Annotated in this window: 14 protein-coding genes; 9 read left to right on the top strand and 5 right to left on the bottom strand. The window is 71.1% G+C overall.

Annotated features, from left to right (window positions below):
* Positions 1-140 precede the first annotated feature (140 nt).
* The 5 genes from MZC64_RS30690 to MZC64_RS30670 all read left to right on the top strand — a co-directional run bounded on the left by MZC64_RS30690 (position 141) and on the right by MZC64_RS30670 (position 4,520).
* Positions 141-683 carry a cysteine dioxygenase family protein gene (locus MZC64_RS30690; RefSeq protein ID WP_247760808.1) on the top strand — a complete coding sequence of 181 codons (543 nt, stop codon included), beginning with the start codon at positions 141-143 and terminating at the stop codon, positions 681-683.
* Complete coding sequence (locus MZC64_RS30685) at positions 680-1,078, top strand: rhodanese-like domain-containing protein (protein WP_247760809.1); 399 nt, start codon at positions 680-682, stop codon at positions 1,076-1,078. Before MZC64_RS30690 ends, MZC64_RS30685 begins: the two co-directional genes overlap by 4 nt.
* A gap of 86 nt (positions 1,079-1,164) precedes the next feature.
* On the top strand, positions 1,165-2,523 hold the full coding sequence (locus MZC64_RS30680) for an alpha/beta hydrolase (RefSeq protein ID WP_247760810.1): 1,359 nt from the start codon (positions 1,165-1,167) through the stop codon (positions 2,521-2,523).
* A gap of 305 nt (positions 2,524-2,828) precedes the next feature.
* On the top strand, positions 2,829-3,974 hold the full coding sequence (locus tag MZC64_RS30675) for a hypothetical protein (RefSeq protein ID WP_247760812.1): 1,146 nt from the start codon (positions 2,829-2,831) through the stop codon (positions 3,972-3,974).
* 42 nt (positions 3,975-4,016) lie between these two features.
* Complete coding sequence (locus tag MZC64_RS30670; protein WP_247760814.1) at positions 4,017-4,520, top strand: TspO/MBR family protein; 504 nt, start codon at positions 4,017-4,019, stop codon at positions 4,518-4,520.
* Here the strand turns inward: MZC64_RS30670 and MZC64_RS30665 are convergent.
* Genes MZC64_RS30665 through glgP form a run of 4 tightly spaced genes read right to left on the bottom strand, consistent with a single transcriptional unit; the run spans position 4,517 to position 9,281 of the window.
* Complete coding sequence (locus tag MZC64_RS30665) at positions 4,517-5,125, bottom strand: hypothetical protein (protein ID WP_247760818.1); 609 nt, start codon at positions 5,123-5,125, stop codon at positions 4,517-4,519. The two genes, MZC64_RS30670 and MZC64_RS30665, sit on opposite strands and share 4 nt — an antisense overlap.
* A 17-nt stretch (positions 5,126-5,142) precedes the next feature.
* Positions 5,143-6,252 (bottom strand): NUDIX domain-containing protein, encoded by a 1,110-nt coding sequence (locus MZC64_RS30660; RefSeq protein WP_247760820.1) that lies wholly within the window; start codon positions 6,250-6,252, stop codon positions 5,143-5,145.
* Between the two features lie 12 nt (positions 6,253-6,264).
* A complete protein-coding gene (locus MZC64_RS30655; protein WP_247760821.1) occupies positions 6,265-6,693 on the bottom strand; it encodes a hypothetical protein in 429 nt (142 codons plus the stop codon).
* Between the two features lie 2 nt (positions 6,694-6,695).
* Positions 6,696-9,281: an alpha-glucan family phosphorylase gene (gene glgP, locus MZC64_RS30650; protein ID WP_247760827.1), complete on the bottom strand. Its 2,586-nt coding sequence runs from the start codon at positions 9,279-9,281 to the stop codon at positions 6,696-6,698.
* Positions 9,282-9,588: 307 nt separating this feature from the next.
* Here glgP and MZC64_RS30645 point away from each other — a divergent pair, with 307 nt between their 5' ends.
* The 4 genes from MZC64_RS30645 to glgB all read left to right on the top strand — a co-directional run bounded on the left by MZC64_RS30645 (position 9,589) and on the right by glgB (position 16,988).
* Complete coding sequence (locus MZC64_RS30645; protein ID WP_247760829.1) at positions 9,589-11,559, top strand: alpha-1,4-glucan--maltose-1-phosphate maltosyltransferase; 1,971 nt, start codon at positions 9,589-9,591, stop codon at positions 11,557-11,559.
* Positions 11,560-11,638: 79 nt separating this feature from the next.
* Complete coding sequence (gene treS / locus MZC64_RS30640; RefSeq protein WP_247760833.1) at positions 11,639-13,435, top strand: maltose alpha-D-glucosyltransferase; 1,797 nt, start codon at positions 11,639-11,641, stop codon at positions 13,433-13,435.
* Entirely contained in the window at positions 13,432-14,808 is a 1,377-nt protein-coding gene (locus tag MZC64_RS30635) for an aminoglycoside phosphotransferase (RefSeq protein ID WP_247760834.1), read from the top strand. The genes treS and MZC64_RS30635 overlap by 4 nt, the downstream gene beginning before the upstream one ends.
* Positions 14,805-16,988 (top strand): 1,4-alpha-glucan branching protein GlgB, encoded by a 2,184-nt coding sequence (glgB, locus tag MZC64_RS30630; RefSeq protein ID WP_247760840.1) that lies wholly within the window; start codon positions 14,805-14,807, stop codon positions 16,986-16,988. The genes MZC64_RS30635 and glgB overlap by 4 nt, the downstream gene beginning before the upstream one ends.
* A 378-nt stretch (positions 16,989-17,366) precedes the next feature.
* Here glgB and MZC64_RS30625 read toward each other — a convergent pair whose 3' ends face one another.
* Entirely contained in the window at positions 17,367-17,948 is a 582-nt protein-coding gene (locus MZC64_RS30625) for a transglutaminase family protein (protein WP_247760841.1), read from the bottom strand.
* Positions 17,949-18,288: the final 340 nt, after the last annotated feature.

Raw genomic sequence — 18,288 nt, 5'->3', positions numbered from 1 at the left:
GGCGCGGCCGCTGAGCCCTCTCTCCGCTCAGCGTCTCTCCCCTTCTTCGCTGGTCCGCACGCCCACGCGCGTTCTGGACCGGCGCCGCGCCGCGTCTGGCTCCGCACCCATCGAAGCCACCCGCGACCTGGAGCGAGCACGTGACGACTTCCCTGTCCCGTCCGGAGATCCACCCGGCCCTGGACCTGCCCTACCTGCACGATCTGCTGCATCCGCGCCGTCCGCTGTGGACCCCGCAGGAACTGCGCGGCCTGACCACCACGGTGACCACCGAGCTGACCACGCCGCTGCTGTCCATCCTGGAATTCGGCACTGAGGAACGCTGGTGGGCGCGGCTGGCGCTGACCGAGGGCGTGGAGCTGTGGCTGCTGTCCTGGTCCCAGGGCCAGGGCACCCTGCCGCACGACCACGGCGGCGCGTCCGGCTCGTTCACCGTGCTGCAGGGCGAGTTGCGCGAGGACTACCGCTACCCGGGCGGCCCGATCCGCTCGGCCGACCGGGCCACCGGCGCCACCGTCGCCTTCGGCCGCGGCCGGGCGCACCAGGTGCGCAACCTGGGCGTGCCCGGCGCGGCCAGCGTGCACGCCTACTCGCCGCCGCTGCTGCCGACCACCGAGTACGCCACGCTGGCCGAGTACGTCGCGGTGCCCGGACCGCGCACGCCGTCGGAGGAGAGCCGATGACCCAGACCGTCGAGGAGTTGCTGGCGCAGGCCAGGGCCGTGCTGGACCGGGTGGAACCGGCCGCCGCCGAGGAGTTGCGCCAGGCAGGCGCGCTGGTGGTGGACATCCGGCCGCTGGCCAACCGGGCCGCCGAGGGCGAGATCCCGGACGCGGTGCCGGTGGAGCGGATCGTGCTGGAGTGGCGGCTGGATCCGCGCGGCGAGTGGCGCCTGCCGGGCCTGCACGCCGACCGACAGGTGATCATCGTCTGCAACGAGGGCTATTCCTCCAGCCTGGCCGCCAGGGACGTGCAACGGCTGGGCCTGCACCGGGCCACCGACCTGGTCGGCGGGTTCCGGGCGTGGAAGGCGGCCGGGCTCCCGGTGGTGCCAGGGGGCACGCCGGCGGTGCCCTGACCAGCGCCACCCCGGGGTCCGGCTCGGGGATCGGCTCCGGGACGTCCCTGAGCCGGTGCGCGGCGGCGACCGCCAGGCTCGGTCGCATGCGCCGCCTGCCCGTGCTCGCCCTGTCCCTCGTCGGCCTGCTGCTCGCCGCGGTGCTACCCGCCGCGGCGAGCAGCACGCCCGCGCTGTCCTGGTCCCCCTGTGGTGACCAGCAGGTCCAGTGCGCCACCCTGCCGGTCCCCCGCGACTGGTCCGCGCCCCAGGCCGACAAGGTCGACCTCGCCCTGGCCCGCATCCCGGCCCGCGACCCGGCCACCCGCCGCGGCACCGTGCTGGCCCAGCTCGGTGGCCCCGCCCCCGGCCTGCCCTGGGCCACCGACCCGGCCCGCCGCGCCCGGCTGGCCGAGCTGACCGAGTTCTTCGACGTGGTCGTCTTCGACCTCCGCGGCCTGGGCGCCAGCGCCCCGCTGCGCTGCGATCCGGCCACCGCCACCGACGATCTCGGCATCACCGCGAGCCAGTTCGAGCACACCGCGCACCAGGCCCGGCTGCGCGGCTTCGCCAAGACCTGCGGCAACGACGCCCTGCTGCCGCACCTGGCCGCCACCGACGTGGCCCGGGACGTGGACGCGATCCGGGCAGCCCTCGGCGAGCAGCGGATCCGCTACTTCGGCAACTCCTACGGCACCCTGGTCGGCCAGGCCTACGCCGAACTGTTCCCGCAGCGGGTGCAGGCGATGGCGCTGGACAGCGTGCTCGACCACACCGAGCCCTTCGCCGAGTCCATGCTCAGCGGGGCGCGGCGGATGGCCGGGCGGCTGGACCGCTTCCGGGACTGGTGCCGGGAGCAGCGCTGCGTGCCGGGCGATCCGCTGCGGCTGTGGGACCGGCTGGTCCGCACCGGCTCCGGACCGGCCACGCCGGCGGACATCCGGATCGCGAGCATGCTCTACCTCTTCGGCGAGCGCTTCGACCTGCTCGCCGAAGCCCTGCGCGGTGACGGCTCCGGCTTCCTGCGCCCGGATGTGCTGCGCCCCGGCCACCTCCAGCCCGGCCGCGCGCAGCTCTGCCTGGACCTGCCGGCCGAGCCCGCCGACTTCACCGGCCTGGCCGAACTGGTGCGCCGGGCCGAGCGGATCGAACCCCGGCTCTCCGCCGCCTTCGTCTGGTTCCAGGCCCGGCAGTGCGCCGGGTGGCCGGTCCCGGCGAGCAACCCGCCACACCGCTTCCAGCCCGCCGGACTGCCGCCGGTGCTGCTGGCCAGCGCGACCGAGGACCCGGCCACGCCGCACGACGGCGCGCAGCGGGTGCACCGGATGCTGCCGGGCAGCTCGCTGATCACCGTGGCCGGGCGCAAACACGGCCTCTACCTCAGCGGCGAACGCTGTGTGCGGGACCGGGTGCACGCCTACCTGCTCGATGGCACGCTGCCGCCGCCGGAGTTCCGCTGCCCGTGACGTTGTCCAGCCCTTTTCCCCGCGTACACCGCGATTCCGCCCCATCGGGCGACAATTCGGTTGCGCCGCGGGGCCGGGGCAGGCCGCCGTCGGCCCTGACCAGTTCCGGTCCGGCCGCAACCATCGCCCTGGCCCGTTCCACCGTCCGTCCGGTCGCCGGAAAGGGCAGGTGAGCCCAGCAGCTCCCTAGCACGCCCACGCTCACCAGCGTGGACCGCCGCTGCCCCATCGGGCACACCTTGCCACCCTCGCATACGTCCGGACGCCCGACGGAACCGGCGAGTACCGCGTACCGTCTCGAAAGCATGGGCTCCCTGACTCGCCCGATCCGACCCGGACGGATGTTCATCGCCTCCGCGGCCATCGCCGTGGTGGCCCTGGAACGTGCCCTCGATCCGGCGGTGGTCGGCCTGCTCGGCGCGGTGATCGGCATGCTGGCCGAACTCATGGCGTTGCAGCTCGGCCTGCTCGTCGGCGCGCTGGCACTGCGGGTGCGGGTGCACGACGTGGTGCTGGGCCTGGGCGCCCGGGTCTACGAACTGCGGACGCCGCGCCGGACGGTGTCGCTGCGCCTGCTGCCGATCCTGCTCGGTGTGTCGGTCGGACCGGGGGCCGCGCCCGCGCAGTCCCGGATGTGGCTGGCCGGCGCGGTGTCGGCGGTCTGTGGCGCCGGAGCCGCGGCGGCCACCTTCACCGTCGTGGACGCCCCGTTCGGCCGCGGTCTGGCCGTCGGCGCGCTGGCCTCGGGCGTGTACTGCCTGCTGCCGCGCCGGGACGCGGGCACCACCTCCACCGGGTGGCTGCTGTTCCAGTTGCCCAGGTTGCCCAAGCACCGGGTCGCCGAATGGCAGTCCGCGCCGCTGGTGAACGAGGCCATCGACGCGGTCAACGGCGGCGACCTGGAGACCGCCGAGGCGCTGACCGCCGAACTCTCCAGGGAACACCCGGGCAGGCGCACCACCACCGCCACCCGGATCGCGCTACTGGAGGCCCGCGGCCGCTACGCCGAAGCGCTGGCGCTGACCATCGGCCTGGTCTCCGACCCCACCCAGGAACCCCGGGACCTGGCCTTCGCACTGGCCTCGCTGGCCGCGCTGACCGCGAACGCGGTGGAGGTCGGCCAGCTGGACGCGGCCACCGGCCTGCCCACCGCGCGGCAGGCGGTCGACGACGCCGAACAGCTCGGCTACCCGGGTTTCAAGCTCACCGGCACCAAGGCCCTGCTGGAACTGCTCGCGGGCAACGCCGACCGGGCCGCCATGCTGGCCCGCTCCGGCGCCCGGCACAGCGGCGCCACCCTCAGCCGCGCCGACGACCTGGCCACCCTGGCCAGGGCCCTGATGGCCACCGGTGACAACCGGGCCGCCCGGCTGGCCTTGGACGAGGCGGAGACGCTGGCCCCGTGGTGGCCCAGGGTCGCGGGCACCCGGGCCCGGCTCAGCGTCACCTGACCCGGCTTGCCGCCACCTGGCGGATGCGATCTGCTGTCAGACATGCCGCCACGCGCCTCCTGGACCTCCGGACCGCGCAGCGTCGTCGTCCTGGTCGGTTTCCTGCTGGCCAGCTACCTGGTCGCGGCGGTGGCAGGCATCTCGGCCAGAGCGGGCGTCGCGGCCTGGTACAACACCGCGCCCAAACCCTTCTTCACCCCGCCCAACTGGATGTTCCCGCCGATCTGGACCGTCATGTACGGCCTGATCGCGCTGGCCGCCTGGCAACTGTGGCTGCACCGCGACACCCACCCGCTGGAGGTCAGCCGCGGCCTGTGGCAGTGGTGGACCCAGCTGATGTTCAACCTGGCCTGGACCCCGATCTTCTTCGCGATCAAGTGGCTCTGGCCCGCCCTGATCCTGATCGTGGTGCTGGACGTGATGGTGTGGGTGACCCTGTGCAGCGCGGCGAAGGTGAGCAAGGCGGCCACCTGGTTGCTGGTCCCGTATTTCGGCTGGCTGCTGTACGCGACCGCGCTGAACCTGGGTGTGGCGCTGCTGAACTAGCAGGTGGCCAGCAGGGTGGGCACGGTCGGTTTGTACGGCCTGGCCGCGGTGAGCCGCACCGTGCAGAACCGGCGGAACAGGCTGTGCCCGATGTAGCGCGGGCTCACCAGCACGCACGGCATCAGGAACCCGACCAGGAAGTCGAGCCAGTCCGGATCGGCCAGGACCACGCGTCCGTAGAAGTGGTAGTACCGGCCGCTGGCCACCAGGTAGCCGGGGATGCCGCTGGTCACCTCGGCGATGGCGCCCAGCAGGGTGTCCAGATCGTCGAAGCCCTCGGGGTGCAGGTTCATGATCGCCAGGTGGCCGAGGAAGGCGCCTGCCGGGTCGAACAGCCGTGAGGTCACCGAGACCACGTCGAGCGGATCCAGCCCGGCCGCCATCAGCCGCAGCTCCGGCTCAAGCCCGCTCAGCGCGACCAGCCGCCCGGCGAAGGGCCCCTCGTGCGCCAGCCCCGCGCCGAGGTGCCGGATCTTGGCCCGCGGACCGGGGTGGTGCTCCCGCCAGTTCCGCCGGTTCCGGTGCTTGATCAGCTCGATCCGGGTGTCGGCGGGCAGCCCGAGGTCGTCGAGCAGCAGCTTGGCCAGCACCTGCACGGCTTCCAAGGGGCACCGGCCCCGGCTCAGCGCGCGAGGTAGAGCGCCAGCAGCAGCCCGGCCAGCACGGTCAGGAACACCAGCAGCACGTCCCGGCGCGCGAAGGCCGGTCGCGACGCGTAGGCCGCCACGGCCGTGGGCGTGGGCCGGCCGCGGAACTCGACGGCCGCGGCGGGCTCGGTGCGCACCACCTCGTCCGTGCTGAGCGGGCACCGGGCGAGCCTGCTGGGACTGCCTTCCAGCAGAAAGGCCAGGTACTCCGGGTTCACCATGATCGGGCAGTCCTCGGCGGCCATGGCGGCGCGGATATCCGCCTCGGTGACCCACTGGTCCTTCGGCCGGATGCCGAACCCGCCGCGCACCCGGACCCCGAACAGCACGCAGGGGTACCTGGCGAGACTGCCCGCGTTGCCGCTGAGGCCGTACCCGACGATGGGTTCGGGGTTGAGCTGGTTCAGGGTCACCCTGGCCGGGGCGATGCCCAGTTCCTCGGAGATCTCCCGATGCAGCGTGACGCTGAAGTCGCCGCCGTCCTCGGGCTCCTGCTTACCGCCGATGAGGTTGAGCCGGGCCCAGTCCTTGTTCAGCTCGAACAGGTAGCAGCTCTCGCCGCGTGCATTGCGGGCGTGGAAGATCCCGAAGGCGACCGGGCGTTCGGCCAACGGCTCGGGGAAGGCGCCGGAGCGGCGGTCCTGCTCGATCCGGCGCAGTTCGATCCGGTGCGCGAACTCGACCCCGCTGAGGCAGTCCTCCAGCAGCACACCCGACCGGTTCCAGTCCTCGACCAGTGTGTAGCCGTTGCGGTGGTACAGGCTGAGCATGAGCGGGACGTGCCTGGCCATCCGGCCGGATTCCCAGACCTGGACCGTGCGCTCCCTGACCTCCACCCGCACCGCGCCCAGCGAGGCGAGTCCGGCCAGGAACATCCGGACGTGCGCGGGCACCCCGCTCAGGTCGCGGCTGAACTCGCACTGTCCGGAGGCGGTGAACCGGCGGGCGAAGTCCTCGATCTGGGCCAGCTCCCCCGCGGTGAGCAGCGGGCTGGGTTCCCGGCTCATCGTGCTGCGCGGGTAGGGCTCCAGGTCCTCCCTGCGGAAGAATCGCAGCACCGATTTCCGCGCCTGCACAGACCGCATGCGTCCACGCTTTCAGTTCCGATCCGGCTCCACCGTGATCCGTCGCACAAATGGATCAGGTAAGAGCGCGGTCACCGGCGTGGCACGAATGCCGGTGGCCGCTCCCGGGTCGGGCAGCAGAACCTGGGCCCGTGGCGCGTATTCCAGCGTGATCTCCCGGCACCGGCCGCAGGGCGCGACGATCTCGTAGGCGCTCTCCGCGGCGAAGGTGGCCCGCAGCGCGACGACGGTCCGCACCGGCTCGCGGTGGAACCGGGCCCAGATGCCGAAGGCGAGTTGCTCCGCGCATACCGAACCGGCGCCGAACCGCGAGGCCAGGTTCAGCGCGGTCACCACCGCACCGCCGTCCAGCTTCAGTCCGGCCGCGATGTGGTGGCGCCCCGGCTCGGCCCGTTCGGCCAGCAGGAGCGCCACCTCCGCGATGAGGTCGTCCTCGGGCACGCTCAGCCCGCCAGCACCACGCGACCCAGTTCGGCCGCCGAGGCCAGCAGCGGGTGCCGCGGCAGCACCCGCACGGTGTACCCCGCCGATCCCGCGTACGGCAGCTCGATCTCGGCGAAGTAGCGCCCGTCGCCCTCGTAGCGCATCGGCACGGTGACCACGTCGCGCAGCTCGTCCGCGTCGTCCACCCGGCCGACCACGGCCTGCACCTCGACCTCGGCCGGTTCCAGGCCGGCCAGTTCGACCCGGGCGGTGACCGGCACGGTGGCGCCGAGCACCGGGGTGGCGGAGCTGCCGTTGGTGGCGAACTCGGTGTCGAGCACCTTGACCCGGCTCCACGCGGCCTGCATCCGGTGCCGGTAGCCGGTCAGCTCCTTGGCCCCGGCGAAACCGTTGTCCCGCACCGCGTGCGCGGAGCGGCCGGCCGGCGCGTAGTAGGTCTCCACGTACTCCTTGACCATGCGGGAGGCCTGCACGTTCGGGCCGAGGGAGGCCAGGGTGTGCCGGACCATGGCCATCCACTGGGCGGGCACGCCGTCCGGGCCGCGGTCGTAGAACAGCGGGGCGACCTGGTTGCCGAGCAGCTCGTAGAGCGCGGTGGCCTCCAGGTCGTCGCGGCGGTTGGGGTCGCTGACGCCGTCGGCGGTGGGGATGGCCCAGCCGTTGCTGCCGTCGTGGAACTCGTCCCACCAGCCGTCCCGGATGGACAGGTTGAGGCCGCCGTTGAGCGCGGACTTCATGCCCGAGGTGCCGCAGGCTTCCAGCGGGCGCAGCGGGTTGTTCAGCCACACGTCGCAGCCCCAGTACAGGTACCGGGCCATGGACATGTCGTAGTCGGGCAGGAACACGATCCGGTGGCGCACGCCGGCGTCGTCGGCGAAGCGCACGATCTGCTGGATCAGCGCCTTGCCGCCGTCGTCGGCCGGGTGCGATTTGCCGGCGACCACCAGCTGCACCGGGCGTTCGGGGTGCAGCAGCAGTTCGCGCAGCCGGTCGGCGTCGCGCAGCATCAGGGTGAGCCGCTTGTAGGTGGGCACCCGGCGGGCGAAGCCGACGGTGAGCACCTCGGGGTCGAAGACCGAGCTGGTCCAGCCCAGTTCCAGCGCGGAGGCGCCACGCTGCAGCCAGGACACCTTGACCCGGCGGCGGATCTCCTCGACCAGCCGGGAGCGCAGCGTGCTGCGCAGTTCCCACAGCCGCGCGTCGGTGACCGGCTCGAACCCGCGCAGGCCGACCCCACTGTCCACTTCGGACTCACCGAGCAGCTTGCTGATCTCGGTGGCGGCCCAGGTCGGGCCGTGCACGCCGTTGGTCACCGAGCCGATCGGGACCTCGCTGACGTCGAAGCCCGGCCACAGCCCGGAGAACATCTCCCGGCTGACCTTGCCGTGCAGCTGGGACACGCCGTTGGCGCGCTGGCCAAGGCGCAGGCCCATGTGCGCCATGTTGAACATGCCGGGGTTCTGCTCGGCGCCCAGGGCGAGCACCCGCTCGGAGGGGATGCCGGGCAGCAGGCCGCCGGACTCGTTGCCGGGCGCGCCGAAGTAGTGCTGCACCAGGTCGACCGGGAAGCGGTCGATGCCCGCCGGGACCGGGGTGTGCGTGGTGAACACGGTGCCCGCGCGCACGGTGGACAGCGCCTGGTCGAAGTCCAGGTTCTCGGTGGTGACCAGCTCGCGGATGCGTTCCAGGCCGAGGAAACCGGCGTGGCCCTCGTTGGTGTGGAAGACCGCGGGCTGCGGGTGCCCGGTCAGCTCGCAGTACACCCGGACCGCGCGCACGCCGCCGATGCCTGCCAGGATCTCCTGCCGGATGCGGTGGTTCTGGTCGCCGCCGTAGAGCCGGTCGGTGACCCCGCGCAGGTCGTCGTCGTTGTCCTCGACGTCGGAGTCGAGCAGCAGCAGCGGCACCCGGCCGACCTGGGCCTTCCAGATCCGCGCGCGCAGCACCCGGCCGGCCGGCATGGCCACGTGCACCAGGATCGGCGCGCCGGAGGGCTCGGTCAGCGGCTCCAGGGGCAGGCCGCGCGGGTCCAGCACCGGGTAGTGCTCGACCTGCCAGCCGTCCAGGGACAGCGACTGCCGGAAGTAGCCGGAGCGGTAGAGCAGGCCGACGCCGATCAGCGGCACGCCCAGGTCGGAGGCTGCCTTGAGGTGATCGCCCGCCAGCACGCCGAGGCCGCCGGAGTAGTTCGGCAGCGCTTCGGTGACGCCGAACTCCATCGAGAAGTAGGCGATGGAGGCGGGCAGGGTCTGCTCGCCGACGCCCTGGGCACCCTCGATCTCCTCCTGCCGCCGCTGGTACCAGCGCGGCTGGCCGAGGTAGCGCTGCAGGTCGTCGTCGATGGCCCTGGTCCGGGTGAGGAAGCTCTCGTCGGTGGCCAGCTTCTGCAGCCGTTCCACCGGGACCTGGGCGAGCAGCCGGATCGGGTCGCCGCCGGTGTCCTGCCAGATGGTCTCATCGACCGTGGCGAACAGGTCCTGGGTGGGCGGATGCCAGGCCCAGCGGAGGTTGGTCGCCAGTCGCCCCAGCGCGGCGATCGGCTCGGGCAGGCTGGCGCGGACGGTGAAGCGACGCAAAGCTCTCACGGACGCGGACCATATCCCGCGCCCCCGCACCGGTGGCAACATTCCCAGCGCAGCCTGCAAACAATTGCACGATCCACAGGCCGGAATCTGTCCACAAGGCCCCCTGGTCGGGACTGGACCGCTCGGGGGAACCCGCCCATGATGAGTGTGCGCCAGCGCACAGCGGGCTACCCCAACAAGGGCGAGCGAAGCGACGGGACATCGTCAATTCGTGTGATGCAGCCGCCTAGGCCGGTGAGGGCTGGCTGGATCGAGTCAGGCATGCTTGCAACTACCCGAATCCTGAGCGTGACGAAGGGCGGCGCCGGTGACTGGTCGGCTCGGTATCGACGAGGTCTCCCCCCTCATCGACTGCGGACGTTTCCCCGCCAAAACCGTTGCCGGCGAACATGTTCCGGTGTTTGCCACGGTCTGGCGGGAGGGCCACGACGCGATCGCGGCCACCGTGACCTGGAAAGGCCCCGGCGACCGGGTGTCCCGGCAGACCCGGATGGTCCCGGAGGGCGTCGGCCTGGACCGCTGGACGGCGGTGATCACCCCCGATCGGGAGGGCCTGTGGACCTTCCGGATCGACGCCTGGAGTGACCCGTGGGCCACCTGGCGGCACGCGGTGGAGGTCAAGGTCGGCGCCGGTCAGGGCGCGGCCGAACTGGACAACGACCTGGAGATCGGCGCCCGGCTGCTCGAACGGGTGGCCCGCCGACCCGATCGGCGCAACGAGCGGGCACAGCTGATGGCGGCCGCGCTCGGCCTGCGCGATGCCGCCAGGGGACTGCCGGAGCGGATCGCACTGGCGCTGTCCGAGCCGGTGCAACGGATCATGCACGACCACCCGGTGCGCGAGCTGCTGACCAAGGGCAAGTGGCAGCAGCTGTGGGCGGACCGCCAGCGCGCCCGGTACAGCTCCTGGTACGAGCTGTTCCCGCGCTCCACCGGCGGCTGGGACTCCTCGGGCAAGCCGGTGCACGGCACGTTCAGCACGGCCACCGCGGCGCTGGACCGGATCGCGGGCATGGGCTTCGACGTGGTCTACCTGCCGCCAATTCACCCGATCGGACGGATCAACCGGAAGGGCCCGAACAACAGCCTGGTCTCGGTGCCGGAGGACCCTGGTTCGCCGTGGGCGATCGGCGCCGAGGAGGGCGGGCACGACGCGATCCACCCCGACCTGGGCACGCTGGAGGAGTTCAAGGGCTTCGTGCACCGGGCAGGCGAGCTGGGCATGGAGATTGCCCTGGACCTGGCCCTGCAGTGCGCGCCGGACCACCCCTGGGCCGCCGAGCACCCGGAGTGGTTCACCGTGCGGCCGGACGGCACGATCGCCTACGCGGAGAACCCGCCGAAGAAGTACCAGGACATCTACCCGGTCAACTTCGACAACGACCCGCAGGGCATCTACGCCGAGGTGCTCCGGGTGGTGCTGCACTGGGCCGAGCACGGGGTGCGGATCTTCCGGGTGGACAACCCGCACACCAAGCCGCCGGACTTCTGGCACTGGCTGATCTGGCAGGTCAAGCAGACCCATCCGGATGTGCTGTTCCTATCCGAGGCGTTCACCCGCCCGGCCCGGATGTACGGGCTGGCCCGGCGCGGCTTCACCCAGTACTACACCTACTTCACCTGGCGCACCGCCAAGCAGGAGCTGATCGACTTCGGCGTGAGCCTGGTCGAGCACTGCCTGGACGGCACGCCCAACCTGTTCGTCAACACCCCGGACATCCTGCACGAGTCGTTGCAGCACGGCGGTCCGGCGATGTTCGCCATCCGGGCCGCGCTGGCCGCCACGCTCTCGCCGAGCTGGGGCGTGTACTCGGGGTACGAGCTGTACGAGGGCACCGCGGTGCGGCCGGGCAGCGAGGAGTACCTGGACTCGGAGAAGTACGAGCTGCGGCCGCGGGACTTCGCCGCGGCGCTGGCCGAGGGCCGGTCGCTGGAGCCGTGGCTGCGCAGGCTGAACGGGATCCGGCGGGCGCATCCGGCCCTGCACCAGCTGCGCACGCTGCACTTCCACCACGTGGACAACGACGCGCTGATCGCCTACTCCAAACAGGATCCGGCCACCGGGGACACCGTCGTGGTGGTGGTCAACCTGGACCCGAACAACGGCCAGCAGGGCACGTTGTGGTTGGACCTGCCCGCACTGGGTATGGACTGGGGAGAGCGTTTCGTTGCCCGCGACGAGGTCACCGGAGACATCTGGGACTGGGGTCAGGGCAACTTCGTCCGGCTGGAACCGCATCACTCGGTCGCCCACGTCGTGACGATCCAACGCTACTGAACCGAAACCTGTTGATCACGAAGCTGACGAAGGCTGGTCGTCATTGCCCAAGCCCCGAGAGTCCCGTGTGGAGGCGTCCATGACTGTTGTGCCCGGCCAAGCGGGTGTGCAGCACACCGGCGAGGCGCTGACCGCGGACGGCCATCTGGTCGAGCCCAAGGCGGAGGACTTCCGGCATGCCCGGCTGGCCCCGCGTGAGCCCGGCTGGTTCCAGCGCGCGGTGTTCTACGAGGCGCTGGTCCGGGCCTTCTCCGACTCCAACGGGGACGGCTCCGGCGACCTGCGGGGCCTGGCCGGACGGCTGGACTACCTGCGCTGGCTCGGGGTGGACTGCCTGTGGCTGCCGCCGTTCTACGCCTCGCCACTGCGCGACGGCGGTTACGACATCAGCGATTTCCGCTCGGTGCTGCCGGAGTTCGGCAACGTCGACGACTTCGTCTACCTGCTCGACGAGGCGCACCGGCGCGGCATCCGGGTGATCACCGACCTGGTGCTCAACCACACCTCGGACGCGCACTCCTGGTTCCAGCAGTCCCGCAGCGATCCCGAGGGGCCCTACGGCGACTTCTACGTGTGGAGCGACGACGACTCGCGCTACGCCGACGCGCGGATCATCTTCGTCGACACCGAAAGCTCCAACTGGACCTACGACCCGGTGCGCGGGCAGTTCTACTGGCACCGGTTCTTCTCCCACCAGCCGGATCTCAACTACGAGAACCCCGCGGTGCAGGAGGCCATGCTGGACGTGCTGCGGTTCTGGCTGGACCTGGGCATCGACGGTTTCCGGCTGGACGCGGTGCCCTACCTGTTCGAGGAGGAGGGCACCAACTGCGAGAACCTGCCCAAGACGCACGCCTTCCTGCAGCGTTGCCGCAAGGTCGTCGACGACGAGTACCCGGGCCGGGTGCTGCTGGCCGAGGCCAACCAGTGGCCGGCTGACGTGGTCCCCTATTTCGGCGCCACCGAGCTGGGCGGCGACGAATGCCACATGGCCTTCCACTTCCCGCTGATGCCGCGGATCTTCATGGCGGTGCGCCGGGAAAGCCGTTTCCCGATCTCGGAGATCCTCGCCCAGACCCCGGCCATCCCCTCGGGCTGCCAGTGGGGCATCTTCCTGCGCAACCACGACGAGCTGACCCTGGAAATGGTCACCGACGAGGAACGCGACTACATGTACGCGGAGTACGCCAAGGATCCGCGGATGAAGGCCAACATCGGCATCCGCAGGCGCCTGGCCCCGCTGCTGGAGAACGACCGCAACCAGCAGGAACTCTTCACCGCGTTGCTGCTGTCGCTGCCTGGTTCGCCGGTGCTCTACTACGGCGACGAGATCGGCATGGGCGACAACATCTGGCTCGGCGACCGCGACGGCGTGCGCACGCCGATGCAGTGGACGCCGGACCGCAACGCCGGGTTCTCCAAATGCGACCCGAACCGGGTCAACCTGCCGGTGATCAACGACCCGGTGTACGGCTACCAGGCGGTCAACGTCGAGGCGCAGCTGAACAACACCTCCTCGCTGCTGCACTGGACCCGGCGGATGATCGAGGTCCGCAAGGAGCACCCGGCCTTCGGGCTGGGCACCTTCACCGAACTGGGCTCCTCCAATCCGAGTGTGCTGGCCTACCTGCGGCGCTGGACACCGGAGGAGGATGGTGAACCGGAGGACGTGGTCTTCTGCGTGAACAACCTCTCCCGGTTCCCGCAGCCGGTGGAGCTGGACCTGTCCGCGTTCGCGGGGTACACCCCGATCGAGTTGACCGGCGGTGTGCACTTCCCGGCGATCGGTGAGCTGCCGTACCTGCTCACCTTGCCGGGGCACGGTTTCTACTGGTTCCAGATCGCCGCCACGGCAGAAAGTGGTGACGCCCGTTGACCTCAGCCCGGCTCGACCTCACCGTGCTCCCGGAAGCCCTGACCGGCGCGCTGCCCGACTGGCTACCGGGGCAGCGGTGGTTCGCCGGCAAGGACCGGCCGGTGCTCGGCGTGCGCACCCGGCGGCTGACCGTGTTGCGGGAGCAGGATCCCGCGCTGGTGCTGGCCGTGGTCGAGGTGGACCAGGGCGGCGAGCCGGAGCGGTACCAGCTGCTGCTGGGCGCCCGCCCGGTGCTGCCGGACTGGTTGCAGACACACCGGATCTGCGACTGGGACGGCTGGGGCTGCTACGACGCGGCGCACGATCCGGAGCTGGCGGGCGAGCTGATCGAGCTGATCGCGGCCGGCCGGGAGATCGAGGACCTGCGGTTCACGCCGGAGCCCGGAGTGGAGCTGACCACCGGGCTGCGCGGACGGCCGGTGGGGGTGGAGCAGAGCAACACCTCGCTGGTCTACGGCAGTCAGTACATCCTCAAGCTGTTCCGCAAGCTGGTGCCAGGGGAGAACCGGGACCTGACGCTGCACCGGGTACTGGCCGCTGCCGGGTGCGAGCACATCGCGCCGCCGCTGGGCTCGATCAGCGCGCCGGAGGGCACGCTCGGCATGGTGCAGTCCTTTGTGGAGGGTGCGGCGGACGGCTGGGCGATGGCCACCGCGAGCGTGCGGGACCTGATGGCCGAGGCGGATTTACACGCCGACGAGGTCGGCGGCGACTTCGCCGGCGAGGCGCGGCGGCTGGGCCACGCGGTGGCCGAGGTGCACGCGGACCTGCGGCGGGCGGCCGAGACCCGGCTGGCCACCCCGGGGGAACTCACCGCGCTGGTCGCGGCCATGCACCGCAGACTGGACGGCATGCTGGAGTCGGTGCCGGAGCTGGCCGAGCACGCCGAGGCGTTGCGCAAGGCCTTCGACGCGGCGGTGGCCGACGGTGAGCCGGTCGAGGTGCAGCACGTGCACGCGGACCTGCACCTGGGCCAGTGCCTGCGCACGGCCACCGGCTGGGTGCTGATCGACTTCGAGGGCGAGCCCGCCGCGCCCGCGGCCGAGCGCGCCCGGCTGCGCTCGCCGCTGCGCGATGTCGCGGGCATGCTGCGCTCCTTCGACTACGCCGCGCACCAGCGCCTGGTCGGGCACACCGACGACCATCAGCTGACCGTGCGCGCGCTGGAATGGGCGCAGCGCAACCGGACCGCGTTCTGCGCGGGCTACGCCGAGGTGGCGGGCGATCCGCGGGAGCACGCCGAGCTGTTGCGCGCGCTGGAGTTGGACAAGGCCGTCTACGAGGTGGCCTACGAGCACGCGAACCGGCCGGAGTGGCTGCCCATCCCGCTGTCCTCCATCGCCAGGATCACCTCCGGAGAGGAACCGTCGTGACCAGCCTGGACGCCTGCGCCCCGCACCCGGACGAGGTGCGGCGGCTGCTGACCGGCTCGCACCACGACCCGCACTCGGTGCTGGGCGCGCACCCGCACGCCGACGGCACGGTGGTGCGCGCGCTCAAACCGCACGCCAGCGCGGTGACCGTGCTGCAGGACGGGGGCCGGTACCCGCTGATCCCGGTCGGCGACATCGGCCTGTTCTCCGGCCCGGTCCCGCACCAGCCCGGCGACTACCGGCTGGAGGTGGTCTACGGCGACCACACCGAGACGGTGGACGACCCGTACCGCTGGCTGCCCACCCTGGGCGAGCTGGACCTGCACCTCATCGGCGAGGGCAGGCACGAACGCCTGTGGGACGCGCTCGGCGCGCACTACCGCAGCTATGAGACACCGAACGGCCTGGTCACCGGCACCTCGTTCGCGGTGTGGGCGCCGAACGCGCGCGGCGTGCGGGTGTGCGGAGACTTCGACGGCTGGAGCGGTCTGGCCAACCCGATGCGCTCGCTGGGTTCCAGCGGCGTGTGGGAGGTCTTCGTGCCCGGCGTGCAGCCCGGCACCAAGTACAAGTTCAAGCTGCTCGGCCAGGACAACTCCTGGTACGAGAAGGCGGACCCACTGGCCTTCTCCGCCGAGGTGCCGCCGGCCACCGCCTCGATCGTGACGGTGGACCGGCACGAGTGGGTGGACGCGGAGTGGCTGGTCACCCGCGAGGCCACCGACTGGAGCCGCAGCCCGATCAGCGTGTACGAGGTGCACCTGGGTTCCTGGAAGCCGGGCCTGGACTACCGCGAACTGGCCAAGGAACTCGGCGACTACCTCGAGCAGACCGGCTTCACCCACATCGAGCTGATGCCGGTGGCCGAACATCCCTTCGGCGGTTCCTGGGGCTACCAGGTCACCAGTTATTACGCCCCCACCTCCCGCTTCGGCAGCCCCGACGATTTCCGCTACTTCGTCGACCACCTGCACTCGCGCGGCATCGGCGTCATCGTCGACTGGGTCCCGGCCCATTTCCCCAAGGATTCCTGGGCCCTGGCCCAGTTCGACGGCCAGCCGCTGTACGAACACGCCGACCCCCGCCGCGGCGAACACCCCGACTGGGGCACTCTGGTCTTCGACTTCGGCCGCACCGAGGTCCGCAACTTCCTGGTCGCCAACGCGCTGTACTGGATCGACGAATTCCACATCGACGGCCTGCGCGTGGACGCGGTCGCCTCGATGCTCTACCTGGACTACTCCCGCGAAGAAGGCCAGTGGCTGCCGAACGCCCACGGCGGCCGGGAAAACCTGGACGCGGTCCAGTTCCTCCAGGAACTCAACGCCACTGTCTACAAGCGACACCCCGGCGTCATGATGATCGCCGAGGAGTCCACTTCCTGGCCCGGCGTCACCCGTCCCACGCATTTGGGCGGCCTCGGCTTCGGCTTCAAGTGGAACATGGGCTGGATGCACGACACCCTGCGCTACCTCCAGCACGACCCGGTGCACAGGTCCTACCACCACAACGAACTCACGTTCTCCCTGGTCTACGCCTGGAGCGAGAACTTCGTCCTCCCCCTGTCCCACGACGAGGTCGTGCACGGCAAGGGCTCCCTCTGGACCAGAATGCCCGGCGACCACTGGAACAAGGCCGCCGGCCTACGCGCCCTGCTCGCCTTCATGTGGGCCCACCCCGGGAAGCAGCTCCTCTTCATGGGCGGCGAATTCGGCCAGATCGCCGAATGGTCCGAGTCCCGCTCCCTGGACTGGCACCTCCTGGAAGACCCCCACCACGCAGGCATCCAAAAACTGGTCGCGGACCTGAACCACACCTACCGCGCCCACCCACCCCTGCACACCCAGGACACCAGCCCCGAAGGCTTCTCCTGGATCGACGCGAATGATTCGGCGGGCAACGTCCTCAGCTTCCTCCGCTACGACACCCACACCGCCACCCCAGTCGCCTGCATCGCCAACTTCGCCGGCATGCCCCACCACGACTACCGAATCGGCCTCCCCCACCCCGGCCACTGGCGAGAAATCCTCAACACAGACGCCGAAACCTACGGCGGCTCCGGCGTAGGCAACCTAGGCCGAATCCAAGCCACTCCCCACCCCCACCACGGCCGCCCAGCCTCCGCCCAACTCCAACTCCCCCCCACCGGCGTGGTCTGGCTCGCCTACGAAGGCCCCTGACCAACCAGCCCCCATCAGGGCCGGCCCAGCCTCACCCCCACACCTGGCTTGGCCCCAGCACCTGGCCTGGCCCCACCTGGCCACAGTGCCTCGCATCGCCTGGTCTGGCCTGGCCAGGCCCCAACACCTCACCTCAGCACGTCGCCTCGCTTCGCCTGGCCGCCCCCGACACCTGGCCCGGCCTGGCCTGGCCGCAACACCTCGCCAGGCTTGGCATGACCTGACCTGTCCCGCTCTGGCCGCTCCTGCCCTCTGGTCTGGCCTCGTCCCCGCATGCCCCCAGCACAGCCCCACTCCGCCGGCCCTACCCACTTGCCCCACCCGCTTGCTTTGCCCTCCCCGCTCTTCCTCCTCAGCCCGGGCTCCCCTTGCCCACCATCACAGTTCCCCGGGCAACCCTCCCGCGCACAGCACCACACAGTCCGAACTCTTCTTCAACACATCCACCACCACGGGATGCCCCGACGCGTAAACCGTCGGATAGTCCACCTCCCCCGCCCCGGCATCCACGGCGAAGGCGATCCGCTCCTCCCCCAACGAGTACTCGGTCAACACCCCCGGCTTGTCCCCCCGAGGATCAACCCGAGCCCAACGCCCCTCCTCCGCCGCCCAAACCCCCACCAGCCCGTGCAGCACAAACCCACCGGCCCCATCAGCCAGCCGCTGATAACACAACCCGGCCGGAATCCCCTTGGCCCGCAACAGGGCCACCAACAGATGCGACTTGGCATAACAAAGCCCAGTCCCCTGCGACACCACATCCGAGGCTCGCCAGGTAACCCGCCGATCCCCGGCATCCATCGAATGCGTCACCGCATCCCGAACCCACTCAAACGCAGCCCGCGGATACCCCTCGCCATGCAGTGCCCACAGCTCCTGCATCACGGCCTCCACCGCCGGACTCCGAAAGTCGACCACCTCATCGTCAACCAGGTAGTCCGCCAGCCCCGCCTCAGCCACAAAAGCAGTCAACGCCACCCCTCCCACGCCCGGCGGCCCGTTCGGTAGCCGCAAGCCGCATCACACCAGCCGCAATCCGTCGCCAGCCAGCGAAATACCGCCCACCACACCGCCGCGCCCAGCATCCGGCGCCCGCCACTCAGCGCCGAGCGCCCGGCCAAGCCCGTGCCCCAGCCGCGCCCACTACCCAGCCGCCAGCCCACCGAGGCCCGCTGGCCCGAGTCAGCTCGACCAGCCCAGCCTGGCCCGCCAAGCCGCGCACTGCCCGCAGCCCGCAGCCCGCAGCCCGCAGCCCGCAGCCCGCAGCCCGCAGCCCGCAGCCCGCAGCCCGCAGCCCGCA

This window comes from Crossiella sp. S99.2 (assembly GCF_023094165.1).
In the GTDB taxonomy this organism is placed as follows: Bacteria; Actinomycetota; Actinomycetes; order Mycobacteriales; family Pseudonocardiaceae; genus Crossiella.
Note: the sequence above shows the minus strand (reverse complement) of the source record. Positions and strands in the feature narration are given on the sequence as shown.

Bases quoted from the DNA above. Each gene is read 5' to 3' on its own strand.
- MZC64_RS30685 (WP_247760809.1), top strand. From the start codon at position 680: ATGACCCAGACCGTCGAGGAGTTGCTGGCGCAGGCCAGGGCCGTGCTG.
- MZC64_RS30680 (WP_247760810.1), top strand. From the start codon at position 1,165: ATGCGCCGCCTGCCCGTGCTCGCCCTGTCCCTCGTCGGCCTGCTGCTC.
- MZC64_RS30675 (WP_247760812.1), top strand. From the start codon at position 2,829: ATGGGCTCCCTGACTCGCCCGATCCGACCCGGACGGATGTTCATCGCC.
- MZC64_RS30670 (WP_247760814.1), top strand. From the start codon at position 4,017: ATGCCGCCACGCGCCTCCTGGACCTCCGGACCGCGCAGCGTCGTCGTC.
- MZC64_RS30660 (WP_247760820.1), bottom strand. From the start codon at position 6,252: ATGCGGTCTGTGCAGGCGCGGAAATCGGTGCTGCGATTCTTCCGCAGG.
- treS (WP_247760833.1), top strand. From the start codon at position 11,639: ATGACTGTTGTGCCCGGCCAAGCGGGTGTGCAGCACACCGGCGAGGCG.